Genomic DNA, 12,608 nt, shown 5'->3' with positions numbered 1-12,608 from the left:
AGCTGACCATATAACTCGGACAAGAAACTTGAGCTGGCCAGAAGAGTCGGATCGGGGCATCGTCCGAACCGTGAACCGACCGCACCGCCACCCGTTCGTCCCGTACTCACCGCCACGGCTGCCGATCGAGCACGGGCTCGACCGCGGCAGGGCCTTCCACCAGCTGCTCGACGGGCGCCGGTCCGTGCGGTGGTTCTCGCCCGATCCCGTTCCGGCGGAGGCGATCGAGCTGGCGGTCCTGGCCGCGAACACCGCCCCCAGCGGCGCGCACCAGCAGCCGTGGCGGTTCGCCGCCACCCAGGACCCCGAGCTCAAGGCGCGCATCCGGGAGGCGGCGGAAGAAGAGGAACGCCGCTTCTACCACGAGCGCGAGATCCCGGAGTGGCGTGCGGCGCTGGCACCGCTGGAGACCGACGCGACGAAGGAGTTCCTGGACATCGCGCCGTGGCTGGTGGTGGCGTTCGCGCAGAAGCAGCAGGACGGCCGGAAGACCTACTACACCAACGAAAGCGTCGGGATCGCGTGCGGATTCTTCATCGCGGCGCTGCACTCGATGGGCCTGGCGACGCTGACGCACACGCCGAACCCGATGACGTTCCTGAGCGACCTGCTGGGACGGCCCGGCGAACGGCCGTACATCCTGTTCCCCGTCGGCTACCCGGCCGACGACTGCGAGGTGCCGGACCTGCGCCGCAAACCGCTCGCGGAGGCGCTCACCTTCGTCGACGGACTTGCCTGATCGTCCCACCAGCGGGGAGCATCGGCGGCGTGGACGAACTACGCGCGTTGCTCGCCAAGCACGCCCGGCCGGACCTGACCACGTCCATCGACGACGTCCTGGTCTCGCGGACCACCCTGGGCGGTCCGCCGACGCCGAGCATGAGCGGCACGATCCTCGCGTTCGTCGCCCAAGGCCGCAAACGCATCGCGCTGGGCGACCGCGTCTACGACTACCGGGCGGGCCAGTACCTCGTCGCGTCGATCGACATGCCCATCACCGGCAACTACGTCGACATCAGCCCGTCCGAACCCGCGCTCGGCATCGGCCTGGTCCTGCGTCCGGAAGCGGTGGCCGACCTGCTGCTGAGCAACGACGTCCCGACGACACCGGGTACTCCGGAAGGTCTGGCCGTCAGCGACGCCACCCCGGAGCTGATCGACGCCGTGACCAGGCTCGCGCGGCTGCTGGACCAGCCGCGCGACGCCAGGGCGCTGGCGCCGTTGATCAAGCAGGAGATCCTCTGGCGGGTCATGACCGGCGAGCAGGGCGCGGTCGTGCGCCAGCTCGGGTCGCAGGACAGCAGCCTCAGCCACATCGCCAAGGCGGTGAAGTGGATCCGCGAGAACTTCGCCGAGTCGTTCAAGGTCGAGAACGTCGCGCGGATCGCGGGCATGAGCGAGTCGGCGTTCTACCGCAACTTCCAGGCCGTCACAGCGATGAGCCCGATCCAGTTCCAGAAGCAGATCCGGTTGCAGGAGGCCAGGTTGCTGCTCGCCACGAACCGGGACGTGACGACGGTCAGCCACCGGGTCGGCTACGACAGCCCGTCGCAGTTCAGCCGCGAGTACCGCCGTCAGTTCGGGGCGCCGCCCAGCCGGGACGCGATGCTCAGGCCTGAGCCCGCCTTCTGACCTCCAGGTACACCGCGCGCACTTCCAGGGTCCGTTCGACCTTCTCCAGCACTGGCGCGAAGAACTGCCGCCGGTGCTCGCCGTCGCTCATCGAGATCACCGAGAAGTACATGCTGCCGAACGCCGCGAACAGCGTGGCGTTGCGCAACATCGCCGACGGCAGGCCGGGAATCACCGACGGCTCCGCCGGCGCCCCGATCCACTGCTCGGCGATCTCCGGCGTGACGACGATCAGACCGAGCACCACGAAGAACGCGAACAGCCCGAGCCCGACAACGGCCGCCTGCACGAGCTGCCGGATCGCGAGCATCACCAGCAGGTTGCGCTGCTGGCGCGGGTTCAACCGCTTGGGCTGCAACGGTTCGGCGATCTCCTCCCCGGCCAGCGGGGTGCCCTTGCACGCGGCGGTCAGGATCTCCGGCCGCAGGTCCTGCTCGACCCTGCCGATCTCGTCGCGCAACCGCGCCGCCGCGGCCAGCACGGTGATCGCGGCGAACAGCAGCACGACCAGGCTGACCCGCGGCCAGCGCAGCCGGTTCATCGCCTGCCACAGCTCGCCGGTGAAGAACAGGAACAGCGTGACGAACAGCATCGGCGGCAGCGCCCGGCCGAGCAGGTGCACGCTGTTTCTCAAGTCGGCGATCACGTGCCGGATGGCCGCCTTGAGCAGCGCTCCGAGCCCGTACGTGGTCGCCAGCATCGTCGCCACGAACGCCAGACCGAACAGGAGGACGAACCACACCAGGGCGACGAGCCACTTGTACTCGGGGTCGAACTCCGGAGCTCCTGGCGCGGTCAGCTTGTCGTTGATGATCATCTGCAACACCGGCACCATCACCGGCATCGCCGCGTACGCGACCAACAACAACACGGTCGTGCGCGGCGAGAAGCTCGGAAGCCGCCGCACGAACAACGACAGCAGGATCCACGCGGACACCATCACCGCGGCGATCACGCCGAGCAGCACCCACTTCGACAGGCCGGTGGGCTTGAGCAGCACGAGCCACGCGAGGCTGCCCACCGCGACGAACGTCAGCGCGGGCAGCATCCGCGGCAGCACGTGCGACCGGAAGCCATAGCCCTCGATCATGGTCGGCGCACCCTGCTGGACGAACCACTGTTCGGTCCGCCGCGCCACCGTCGAGGAATCCACGGCGTGGATCATGCCTCACCGTTCGAACAGGCGCGCCATCACGTTGAAGTACGAGGTCGGGGCGATCCGGGAGAGCGCGTCGAACACGTAGGCGTCCGGCCCGACCAGGATCCGCGCCTTGCCGCGTTCGACGCCGCGGTGGATGATCTCGGCCGCCTTGTCCGGGGTGGTCAGCGCGACCTTGTCGAAGTCGGCGGCCATCTCCTCCAGCGACCGGCCCTGCCCGTCGGGATCGGTGTGGATGCGGGCGTTGCGGACGATGTTGGTCTTGATGCCGCCGGGGTGCACGGTGACCGCAGAGACACCCGTGCCGCGCAGCTCCTGGCGCAACGAGTCGGTGAACCCGCGGACGGCGAACTTCGCGGCGCAGTAGGCGCTGTTCTTCGGCATGCCGAGCAGCCCGTACACGCTGGAGGTGTTCACGATGACGCCGTAGTTCTGCTTGACGAGCTGCGGCAGGAACGCCCGCGTCCCGTTGACGACACCCCAGTAGTTGATGTCGAACAGCCAGGAGTCGTCTTCCGGCACGGAGTTCTGCACAGTCGTGGACGTGGCAACGCCCGCGTTGTTGAACACCGCGGCAAGGGGCAGGTCGAGCCAGTCCCGCACTTCCTTGGCGAACAGCTTCCAGTCGTCCGCGTCCCGCACGTCGAGCACCCGGCTCAGCACCGGGCCGTTCAGCGACTTGGCGGTCTCCTCCAGGCCGGCCTCGTTGACGTCGGCGATGACCACCGGTGAGCCGTGCCGGGACAGCCGTTGCGCCAGGCTGCGGCCGATTCCCGAGGCGGCCCCGGTGATCACCGCCGGGCGGCCCGCGATCTTTCGCACCATGTGACCAGTAGATCACCATGGGCAAGCGCCCTACTGGCGCAGTTCGGGGAACTGGTCGTCCCGCCACTCCCCTGTTCCACCGACGCCCTGTTCCTCCCGCGCGCGCAGGTCGACGCGGCGGATCTTGCCGGACACGGTCTTGGGCAGCTCGAAGAACTCCAGCCGCCGGATCCGCTGGAACGGAGCCAGGTTCGCGCGGGCGTGCCGCAGGATCGCGAGCGCGGTGTCCCGGTTCGGCTCCCAGCCCGCGCTCAACGCCACGTAGGCCTTGGGCACGGCGAGCCGCAGCGGGTCGGGCGACGGGACCACGGCGGCCTCCGTGACGGCCGGGTGCTCGATCAGCACGCTCTCCAGTTCGAACGGCGAGATCTTGTAGTCCGACGCCTTGAACACGTCGTCAGTGCGCCCGATGTAGAACAGGTAGCCGTCCTCGTCCCGGCTCGCGATGTCGCCGGTGTGGTAGTAACCGCCGGCCATCGCCTCGGCGTTGCGCTCCTCGTCGCCGTGGTAGCCGACCATCAGCGACATCGGCCGTTGCTTCAGGTCGATGCAGATCTCGCCCTCCTGGGCCGGTTCGCCGCTGATCGGGTCGACGAGCACCACCGGAACGCCCGGCAGCGGTGTGCCCATCGAACCGAGCTTCACCGGTGCGCCGGGAACGTTGCCGACCGACAGCGTGGTCTCGGTCTGCCCGAAGCCGTCCCGCAGCGTGAGGCCCCACTGCTGCTGGACCTGTTCGATCACCTCGGGGTTGAGCGGTTCACCGGCGGCCACGACCTCCCGGAGCGCGCCCGGTCCGCCGCTGAGGTCGGCCTTGATCAGCATCCGCCACACGGTCGGCGGCGCGCAGAACGTGGTGACTGCCTTGTCCCGGATCTGGCCGAGCAACGCGGCCGCGTCGAACCGGGCGTAGTTGTAGACGAAGATCGTCGCTTCGGCGATCCACGGGGCGAAGAAGCAGCTCCAGGCGTGCTTGGCCCAGCCCGGTGAGCTGATGTTCAGGTGGACGTCGCCGGGCCTGATGCCGATCCAGCGCATGGTCGTGACGTGCCCGACCGGGTACGAGGCCTGGGTGTGCTCGACCAGCTTCGGCTTGCTGGTCGTGCCGGACGTGAAGTACAGCAACAGCCGGTCGTCCGCCCTGGTTTTGGGATGCGGCAACGGGTTGTCCGGTGCCTCCGTGGTCTCGGTGAAGTCCAGCCAGCCCGCGGTGACGCCGCCGACCGCGATCAGGACCGGACCATCTTCGAACTTGTCCGCGTCCTCCTTTCGCGCGATGACGTGCCGGACCGAGCCGCGGTGCAGCCGGTCCGCGAGGTCGGCGGGGCCCAGCGCGGTGGTGGTCGGCATGATCACGGCGCCGAGCTTCATCACGGCGAGCATCGACTCCCACAGCTCGACCTGGTTGCCGAGCATGATCATCACGCTGTCGCCCTTGCCGACGCCGTGCCAGGCGAGCCAGCGCGCGACGCGGTTCGACCGGCGGCGCATCTCGTCGAACGTGTAGGCGCGCCCGGTCCCGTCCTCCTCGACGATGTGCAACGCCGTGGTGTCGTTGCCCTCGGCGATCACGTCGAACCAGTCGTGCGCCCAGTTGAAGCTCTTCTCGAAGCTCGGCCAGGTGAACGACTCGGGGTCGGTCAGCATCAGGTCGCGGGCCGCGCGGTAGGTGTCGTGGCTGGACATCGGTGGCCTCCTTCACTGGCTCCAGAGGGTGGGAGGACCGGGGCCCGCGGGATACCCCCGGATGGGGGTGCACCCCTTTTCGAGGGTGCGTTCGTGGGTGAAACTGCCAGCGTGCTGCCAGACCGTTTCCAGGCTCTGTTGCCACAACGCCTGGACATGCTCCGCCGTGCCACCGGGTTGCCCGTGGTGTTCGGCGGCGCCGTCACGCCTCGTCGTGACCTGGTGCTGAGCCACTTCTTCGGCACGCACGGCACCTCGTTGCACGGACTGCGCGTCGGCACCGGCCGCGGTCTGGGTGGCACGGCGATCGCGATGGGCACGGCGGTGCGTGTCAACGACTACGCCTCCACCCGCGCGATCACCCACGAGTTCGACCAGATGGTCGTCGTCGACGAGCGACTGACCTCCGTGTTCGCCTACCCGGTCGCGGTCCGCGGCATCGTCCACGGCGTGCTCTACGGGGCCGTGCGAGGGCAGACGACAGTCGGTGACCGGGCCATCAGGATGGCCGGCGCCATCGCGCAGGGCTTCGCACAGGACCTGGACATGCCTTCCCAGCAGAATCAGACGCTGCACACGCAAGCCGCACTGCGCGAGCTCGCCGAGGTCGCCAAGCTCGTCGGGGATCCCGCGTTGCGCGAACGCCTTCGCCGGGTCCACCAGGATCTCGGCGGGGAATCCGCCGTCACCGTCCCCACCGGACTGACCCCGCGCGAACTCGATACGCTTCGGCTGGCCGCGGTCGGTGCGTCCAACCGGGAGATCGCCGCCGAGCTCGGGTTGAGCACCGAAACCGTCAAGGCCTACCTCCGGGGCGCGATGCGCAAGCTGGGGGTGCACAACAGAACCGCCGCCGTCCACGCGGCGAGGTCGACGGGAGCGCTCTGAATGTCCTGGTTCGAGAAGGCCGTGATCGGTACCGACCGCCTGCTGTACAAGCTGACCGGTGGCAAGGTCATGACCGTCTCGTTCAGCAAGCAGACCGGGCTGACCCTGATCACCATGGGCGCGAAGTCCGGTGAGCGGCGCGAGAACCAGGTCCAGTACGTCGCCGACGGGGACGGCATGCTGGTCGTCGGCTCGAACTGGGGCAAGCCGCACCACCCCGGCTGGACCGCGAACCTGCTGAAGCACCCGGACATCCAGGTGAACGTGCGCGGCGACGTTCGGGACGTGCGGGGAACGCTCCTCGAAGGAGCCGAGCGAGAGGCCGCCTGGCGCAAGATGGTGGCGGCCTGGCCCGCGTTCCAGGACTACGTCGAGCGGTCAGGTGGCCGCGAGCTGAGGGTCTTTCGCCTCACGCCGCGTTGATTCCCAAGCCAGCCACGCACAACCGACCGCGAGCAGCACGCCGTGCGCGATCCTCGCCGCGGGCGGGGTGAAGAACTGCGGCAGGAACAACGCGAACCCGGCCGCGAACAGAATCGCCGCCGTGGTGCGGAGTTTGAGCGCGACCATGACCGCCGCGACGCCCATCGTCACCAGGCCGATGGCGAAAGTCGTGACAGCTACGGGGTTGTAGCGCACGGCCTCGGCGAGCTCGAGGATGTTCGGCTGCCCGGCGATCTCGTGCAGGCCGAAGTTTTCCGCGCCGTAGTAGGGCAACGTGAGCCCGGCGCCGACCCAGAACGTGATGGCCGCGGTGCGGTGGATCTCCAGCAACGCGATCGGCACCAGGATGAACCCGATCATCGCGAACAGGTGCGACGCGACCCAGGCGCTCGATCCCATCGCGGCCGCGGCACCCGCGGCGGTGGTCTCGTCCTCCCACGGCCGGAATGCCGGGTACAGCAGGAAAAGCAGGCCGGCGGCGGCGAGTGTCAGTCTCACAATGTCCCCCTGAGATCGTTGAGATACATCTGAACGAGCTGGTCGTAGGTCTCGTCGAGCCCCTCCGGCAGGCCGAACCCGCCGTTGGACTCGATCGACGCGAAGCCGTGCACGATCACCCGCAGCCGTCGCGTGGCGTGGATGGCCACTGAGCCCTCCAGGCCGTACTGCCGCAACGTCGCGAGGATGACCTCCATGAACTTCATGCCGGCCGCCGCCTGCAGTTCGTCGTGCAGCGGATCCATCGGCGCGGCCGCGTAGCGCTTCGGCCGCTCTTGGACGTACGCCCGGTAGGCGTGCATGAGCGCTTCCACGGCGTCGTCGCCCGCCCGGCCCAGGACCGTCTCGGTGAGCCGGGCGGTCATCTCCTCCAGCACCCGCAGGCCGACGTGGCCTCGCAGCTCGCCGAGGCTCGCGACGTGCTTGTACAGCGAGGGCGTGGCGACACCGGTGCGAGCGGCGACGGCGGCGAGCGTCAGTCCCTCGACGCCCTGCTCGTCGACCAGCTCCAGCGCGGCGTCCACGACCTTGGCGGTGGTGAGACGTGAGCGAACGGCCATAGCCCAAAAGCTAATGGCATTAGCCTCACTCGTCAAGCGCGAGATCGGCTACGACTCCTGACGGCGACGGCGTGGCGTGCGAGTGCCACGGCCGCCATCAGGACGACAAGGCCGCACACGCCATGCCACCCGAACGTCGTGTACGCCCGCACGCCGAGCCACGAGCCCACCGCACCACCGAGGTACGCGCAGGTCATGTAGGCGGTGTTCAGGCGGCCGCGGTGGGTGTCGCTCAGCGCGTACATGCGGATCGAGTTCGCGACCATGCCGCACTGCATCGCGACGTCGAGCACCAGCGTGCCGAGCACCAGCGCGACCAGCCCACCGGTTCCACCCGCCGTCGCGAACGCCAGCACGACCGCCGAGCCGATCACGGCGATCATGCACACGAGGTTCACCGGATCCGATCCGCGCCGGTCCACGACCCGCCCCGCGATCGGGGTGGCGGCCATCGTGGCGGCGTTGACCAGCGCCAGCAGCCCCACCGCCTGCGCGCCGTAGCCGTACGAGGGCCCGGTGAGCAGCAACGCGACACTCCCCCACACCGCGCTGAACGCCCCGAAGATCATGGCCTGGTACAGGCAGGATCGCCGCAACTCCGGTTCGCTTCGCAGCAGCCGCAACGGTTCCAGCAACAGGTCCGGATAGGACTGCAGGGTGTGCGGCTTCGTCACCGGCAACGTCCGCCACAGCGCCACCGCCATCACGACGGCCAGCCCCGCCGCCACCAGGTACGGCGCGCGCCAGCCCAGCCACTCCCCGAGCGCTCCGCCGAACGTGCGGGCGAGCAGCATCCCGCCGATCGACCCGGCGAGCATGGTCCCGCTGGCCGCGCCTCTGGCCGCGGGCGCCACCATCCCGGCGACCATCGGGCCGATGATCGGCGCGATCACCGTGGTCACCCCGACCGCGACCCCCGCGGCGAGCAACGGCCCGAACGACGGCGCCAGCCCCGCCGTCGCGAGGCCCAGCCCGGTCACCGCGAACAGCGTCGCGAGCAGCGGCCGGTACGGCACGCGGTCGCCCAGCGGCACCAGCAGGAAGATCCCGCACGCGTACCCGATCTGCGCCGCGGTGACGACGAGCGCCGCTCTGTCGACGGGCAGCCGCAGACCCTCCGCCACGAGCGGGGTGACCGCCTGCGGGAAGTAGACGTTGCCGACCGCGACACCGCACGCCACCGCCGGCAGCCAGAGCGTTCCCCGAGTCATGGTTCGAACCTGTCGTCCACCACAACTCGCCGCAACCGGTTTTGATCGCCCGCCCAGCCGCTGGTCACGCTCTAGATCACTTGAGAGCGCTCTCATCTGACAAATTCGTGAAAACGTTTACACGTTGACCGAGAGTCACGGCGCGACAACACTTCCGAACCACTGGGCGCACAACTAAACACCCGGAAAGGTCGGTTCGATGCAGCGACGCATCGGGACGGCCCTCGCTGCCGCCTTGATGGTGGCCGCAGGGATCACCGTCGCCACCACCACCCAAGCTCCCCCTGCCAATGCGGCGGTGACCTGGGCCGACGAGTTCAACGCCCCCGCCGGCACCGGTGTCGACGGCGGCAAGTGGCAAATGGAAGTTGGCAACAACAACGGCAACAACAAAGAACACCAGTGGTACCAGGCCGGTACGTCGAACGCGGCGCACGACGGCCAGGGCAACCTCGTGATCACCGCCAAGCGCGAGAACCCGGGCAACTACAACTGCTGGTACGGCAGGTGTCAGTACACCTCCGCCCGCATCAACACCGCCGGGAAGTTCACCCAGACCTACGGCCGGTTCGAAGCGCGCATGAAGATGCCGCGCGGCAAGGGCATTTGGCCGGCCTTCTGGATGCTGGGTGCGGACATCAACAGCGGTAACCCGTGGCCAGGCTCTGGCGAGATCGACATCATGGAGTTCCTGGGACACCAGACGAACACCGTGTACGGCACGATCCACGGCCCCGGTTACAGCGGCGCGGGCGGCAAGTCCCACGCCTACAACGGCCCGAACTTCTCCGACGGCTTCCACAACTTCGCGGTTGACTGGAAGCCCGGCGAGATCACGTGGTCGGTGGACGGCAACGTCTACGCCCGCAACACCCCGACCGACGTCAACGGCAACCCGTGGGTGTTCAACAAGCCGTTCTTCATCATCATCAACCTCGCGGTCGGTGGTGAGTGGCCGGGCTACCCCGACGCCAGCACGACGTTCCCGCAGCAACTCGTGATCGACTGGGTCCGCGTCTCCAACGACAGCCCGCCGCCCAGCGGTGGCTCGGAGATCCGCGGCATCGGCGGCAAGTGCGTTGACGTGCCCTGGGCCAACACCGCCAACGGCACGCCCATCCAGATCACCGGCTGCAACGGCAACGCGGCGCAGAAGTGGAGCCGTCCCGGCGACGGCACGATCCGCGCACTGGGCAAGTGCCTGGACGTCAACGGCGGCGGCACCGGCAACGGCACAGTGGTCCAACTCTGGGACTGCAACGGCTCGGGCGCCCAGCAATGGGTCGTCAGCGGGGCACAGGACATCGTGAACCCGCAGGCCAACAAGTGCCTGGACGCCGTCGGTGGCTCCTCGGCCGATGGCACAAGACTCCACATCTGGGACTGCCTCGGCGTCGCCAGCCAGAAGTGGCAGGTGTGAAGCTTCTCCCAGCCCGGTAGCGCATGATCGGGCCAGGAGAATCACAGCGCTGGACGTGAACCCCTGCGGCGGATGGGTTCACGTCCAGCGCTTCTTGCTATGCCAGCAGCCTTGCCACCGCCCAGTCCTGCACCGCGACCCCGACCGACTTGAACACCGTCCGGCCTTCCCTGAGCGGCGGATTCCCCAGCGCCGCACCGAGTTCGACCAGCGACTCCAACCGCAGCACGCCACTCCGCACCGCCCGGATGATCTCCCCGGCCTCGCTCAACGCCGCCTCGACCTGGTCCACCACCACAACTTCCGCCGTGGCAAGCAGGTTCTCGGGCAACTCCCGCATCACCGGCCGATACGACCCGATCGCGTTGACGTGCACCCGTTCCTTCAACGAGTCGCACCGGAACAACGGCACCGTCGACGCCGTGGCACAACACACGACATCCGCACTCTCAACGGCCTCATCCGCGTTGGACGCGACATCCATCACCGTGTCCGGCAACTCGTCCTTGAGATCCTCCAGCAACGCCTCAGCCTTCTTGGCGTTCCGGTTGAACACAACAAGCTTCTTCAACGGCCGCACCGCATGCACCGCCCGCACCTGGTCCGCCGCCTGCGCCCCAGCCCCCAGCAACGCCAGGTGTGAGGCGTCCTCGTCGGCCAGCAAATCCGTTGCCACACCAACAACAGCACCGGTCCGCAGCGTCGTGAGCGGCACCGCGTCCGTGACGAACTGCCCGTCCGGATGCGAGTAGACGACCGTGCCCGTGATCACCGGATCGCGCTCGATCTCGATGCTGATCACCTTGACCGCCGTTGACCGCGTGGGCCGGTGGTGCACCGCCATCACGAGCGAACCGCTCTCGCTGAACGCCAGCCGCGGCGGCAGGTCGAACTCCTCCGCGGCGAGCCCGATGAACGCGGCGCGGACGGCTTCGATCGCTGCGGGCATGGTCATGGTTCGGATCGTAACGACCGGGCCGTTACGATTTCCGCCCGCCGTGCGAACTACTAGTCGAGCAACACGCGCAGAGGAGAACGAACTTGGTGTATCGCCCGACGGTGTTTCTGAGCCACAGCACCAAGGGCGATCCCGGCGCGTTGGTCATGCGCCATCAGCTGGAATCGGAGCTCACCGCCCGCGGCTGGCAGGTGCTGGTCGACGAGGACGGCCTGCGCGGCGGCGAAGACTGGCGCGGCGTCCTCTACCACTGGATCGCGGACTGCGACGCCGCTGTCGTGCTGATGAGCGACCGGGCGCTGGCGTCCGACTGGGTCCGCCGCGAGATCAACCTGCTGCTGTGGCGCCGTGCTCTCGGCTCCCCGCTGACGATCGTGCCGGCCATGTTGTCCCCGACCAGGGACACAGGTGCGCCGGAACTCCGCGACCTGCGCGAACTGCAGTTCGTCTCCAACGACGCCACCCCGAAGTCCTTCGCTGGCGCCATCGCCGGTCGCCTGCCTGACCTGTCGGCACCTGTCACGGACACCACGGACCGCATGCGCCACTGGCTGATCGACGTGGTGTCGTGCCTCCGTGACGTGACCGAGCACGAGCCGTTGCGGGCGGCGGTCGAAGCACTCGACGCGCACCAGGACGACTGGGACTTCCCCTCGGTGCGAGAGGCACAGCGGTTCCTCGCCCACTGGTTGCTCGGGCCGATGCACTCCGCCCGCATCCACACCGCGATGGAGCACATCGCCCGTCCCGTCTCCGGCAAGCTCGGCCAGCTCGTCGGCCTGGTCATGCCGGCGTGGGTGGACGGTGAGGCCGCCCGCGCGTTGCTGCCGGAACAGCACCGGACGTGCGCGGTGCTCAACGCCCGTTACCCCGAGACGGCCAAGCAGTACGTGCGCCGGGCCGCGTGCTGTTCGTTGAGCTACCGCACGAAGGAAGTGTCCGCGGTCGTGGGTGAGGGCCTGGCGACCGAACTTCTGCGGGACTGCCTGGACGCGGTCCGCGAACTGCTGGACCTGCCGCCCGGCATGGAACTCGAAGACGACGACGAACCTCTCGACGGCCAGGTCTGCTTCCTGCTGATCAACCCGAACCACGCCCCGCTCGCGCCGGTCGCCGGTGTGGTCAGGACGCTGCTGGAGCGGTTCCGCTGGCTGAACGTGATCGTGCTGACCGGGGAGTCGACCGCCGGGAGGCCGCAGCTCGACGAGTGGCGGCTGGCCGAGGCGATCGTGCTGCCCGCGCTGGGAGCGGGCCAGGAGAAGCTGGCGTCGCGGGTGACACGGCGGCTGCTGGCGTTGCAACAGGAAATCGCGAGTTGAGGAGCGGG

13 protein-coding genes are annotated in these 12,608 nt (G+C 68.5%); 6 read left to right on the top strand and 7 right to left on the bottom strand.

What is annotated here, in order from left to right; translation table 11 throughout:
* Nucleotides 1-70 precede the first annotated feature (70 nt).
* Together SK803_RS00670 and SK803_RS00665 are read left to right on the top strand one after the other, a co-directional pair.
* The gene (locus tag SK803_RS00670) at nucleotides 71-739 is read left to right on the top strand and encodes a nitroreductase family protein (RefSeq protein ID WP_319963699.1); all 669 of its coding nucleotides are present in this window, start codon (nucleotides 71-73) and stop codon (nucleotides 737-739) included.
* A 29-nt stretch (nucleotides 740-768) separates the two neighbouring features.
* Nucleotides 769-1,632 carry an AraC family transcriptional regulator gene (locus SK803_RS00665; RefSeq protein ID WP_319963698.1) on the top strand — a complete coding sequence of 288 codons (864 nt, stop codon included), beginning with the start codon at nucleotides 769-771 and terminating at the stop codon, nucleotides 1,630-1,632.
* Here the strand turns inward: SK803_RS00665 and SK803_RS00660 are convergent.
* Genes SK803_RS00660 through SK803_RS00650 form a run of 3 tightly spaced genes read right to left on the bottom strand, consistent with a single transcriptional unit; the run spans nucleotide 1,610 to nucleotide 5,302 of the window.
* Nucleotides 1,610-2,797 (bottom strand): hypothetical protein, encoded by a 1,188-nt coding sequence (locus SK803_RS00660; protein WP_319963697.1) that lies wholly within the window; start codon nucleotides 2,795-2,797, stop codon nucleotides 1,610-1,612. The genes SK803_RS00665 and SK803_RS00660 overlap by 23 nt on opposite strands.
* Nucleotides 2,798-2,800: 3 nt before the next feature.
* Nucleotides 2,801-3,616 (bottom strand): SDR family NAD(P)-dependent oxidoreductase, encoded by an 816-nt coding sequence (locus tag SK803_RS00655; protein WP_319963696.1) that lies wholly within the window; start codon nucleotides 3,614-3,616, stop codon nucleotides 2,801-2,803.
* Nucleotides 3,617-3,646: 30 nt separating this feature from the next.
* Complete coding sequence (locus SK803_RS00650) at nucleotides 3,647-5,302, bottom strand: AMP-binding protein (protein WP_319963695.1); 1,656 nt, start codon at nucleotides 5,300-5,302, stop codon at nucleotides 3,647-3,649.
* Between the two features lie 93 nt (nucleotides 5,303-5,395).
* Here SK803_RS00650 and SK803_RS00645 point away from each other — a divergent pair, with 93 nt between their 5' ends.
* Both SK803_RS00645 and SK803_RS00640 read left to right on the top strand, forming a co-directional pair.
* Complete coding sequence (locus SK803_RS00645) at nucleotides 5,396-6,190, top strand: LuxR C-terminal-related transcriptional regulator (RefSeq protein WP_319963694.1); 795 nt, start codon at nucleotides 5,396-5,398, stop codon at nucleotides 6,188-6,190.
* Nucleotides 6,191-6,613 carry a nitroreductase family deazaflavin-dependent oxidoreductase gene (locus SK803_RS00640; protein WP_319963693.1) on the top strand — a complete coding sequence of 141 codons (423 nt, stop codon included), beginning with the start codon at nucleotides 6,191-6,193 and terminating at the stop codon, nucleotides 6,611-6,613.
* Here SK803_RS00640 and SK803_RS00635 read toward each other — a convergent pair.
* Genes SK803_RS00635 through SK803_RS00625 form a run of 3 tightly spaced genes read right to left on the bottom strand, consistent with a single transcriptional unit; the run spans nucleotide 6,569 to nucleotide 8,903 of the window.
* Nucleotides 6,569-7,132 carry a hypothetical protein gene (locus SK803_RS00635; protein ID WP_319963692.1) on the bottom strand — a complete coding sequence of 188 codons (564 nt, stop codon included), beginning with the start codon at nucleotides 7,130-7,132 and terminating at the stop codon, nucleotides 6,569-6,571. The genes SK803_RS00640 and SK803_RS00635 overlap by 45 nt on opposite strands.
* Entirely contained in the window at nucleotides 7,129-7,692 is a 564-nt protein-coding gene (locus SK803_RS00630) for a TetR/AcrR family transcriptional regulator (protein WP_319963691.1), read from the bottom strand. Before SK803_RS00630 ends, SK803_RS00635 begins: the two co-directional genes overlap by 4 nt.
* A 32-nt stretch (nucleotides 7,693-7,724) precedes the next feature.
* Nucleotides 7,725-8,903: an MFS transporter gene (locus SK803_RS00625; RefSeq protein WP_319963690.1), complete on the bottom strand. Its 1,179-nt coding sequence runs from the start codon at nucleotides 8,901-8,903 to the stop codon at nucleotides 7,725-7,727.
* A 199-nt stretch (nucleotides 8,904-9,102) separates the two neighbouring features.
* On the opposite strand from SK803_RS00625, the gene SK803_RS00620 reads away from it, so the two are divergent.
* Nucleotides 9,103-10,323 (top strand): family 16 glycosylhydrolase, encoded by a 1,221-nt coding sequence (locus SK803_RS00620; protein WP_406601459.1) that lies wholly within the window; start codon nucleotides 9,103-9,105, stop codon nucleotides 10,321-10,323.
* 97 nt (nucleotides 10,324-10,420) lie between these two features.
* Here SK803_RS00620 and SK803_RS00615 read toward each other — a convergent pair whose 3' ends face one another.
* Complete coding sequence (locus SK803_RS00615) at nucleotides 10,421-11,278, bottom strand: ornithine cyclodeaminase family protein (protein WP_319963689.1); 858 nt, start codon at nucleotides 11,276-11,278, stop codon at nucleotides 10,421-10,423.
* Nucleotides 11,279-11,367: 89 nt separating this feature from the next.
* Between SK803_RS00615 and SK803_RS00610 the strand changes: the two genes are divergently transcribed.
* Nucleotides 11,368-12,600, top strand: coding sequence for a toll/interleukin-1 receptor domain-containing protein (locus SK803_RS00610; RefSeq protein ID WP_319964042.1), 1,233 nt, complete (start codon nucleotides 11,368-11,370; stop codon nucleotides 12,598-12,600).
* The last annotated feature ends 8 nt before the right edge of the window (nucleotides 12,601-12,608 follow it).

The sequence above is a fragment of the Lentzea miocenica genome, from assembly GCF_033949945.1.
Lineage (GTDB): Bacteria > Actinomycetota > Actinomycetes > Mycobacteriales > Pseudonocardiaceae > Lentzea > Lentzea miocenica.
This window is presented reverse-complemented; position numbering and strand designations above follow the sequence as displayed.

Excerpts from the sequence above, each read along its gene's own strand:
- SK803_RS00630 (WP_319963691.1), bottom strand. The coding sequence starts at position 7,692 with ATGGCCGTTCGCTCACGTCTCACCACCGCCAAGGTCGTGGACGCCGCG.
- SK803_RS00640 (WP_319963693.1), top strand. The coding sequence starts at position 6,191 with ATGTCCTGGTTCGAGAAGGCCGTGATCGGTACCGACCGCCTGCTGTAC.
- SK803_RS00650 (WP_319963695.1), bottom strand. The coding sequence starts at position 5,302 with ATGTCCAGCCACGACACCTACCGCGCGGCCCGCGACCTGATGCTGACC.
- SK803_RS00615 (WP_319963689.1), bottom strand. The coding sequence starts at position 11,278 with ATGACCATGCCCGCAGCGATCGAAGCCGTCCGCGCCGCGTTCATCGGG.
- SK803_RS00660 (WP_319963697.1), bottom strand. The coding sequence starts at position 2,797 with ATGATCCACGCCGTGGATTCCTCGACGGTGGCGCGGCGGACCGAACAG.
- SK803_RS00625 (WP_319963690.1), bottom strand. The coding sequence starts at position 8,903 with ATGACTCGGGGAACGCTCTGGCTGCCGGCGGTGGCGTGCGGTGTCGCG.
- SK803_RS00620 (WP_406601459.1), top strand. The coding sequence starts at position 9,103 with ATGCAGCGACGCATCGGGACGGCCCTCGCTGCCGCCTTGATGGTGGCC.
- SK803_RS00655 (WP_319963696.1), bottom strand. The coding sequence starts at position 3,616 with ATGGTGCGAAAGATCGCGGGCCGCCCGGCGGTGATCACCGGGGCCGCC.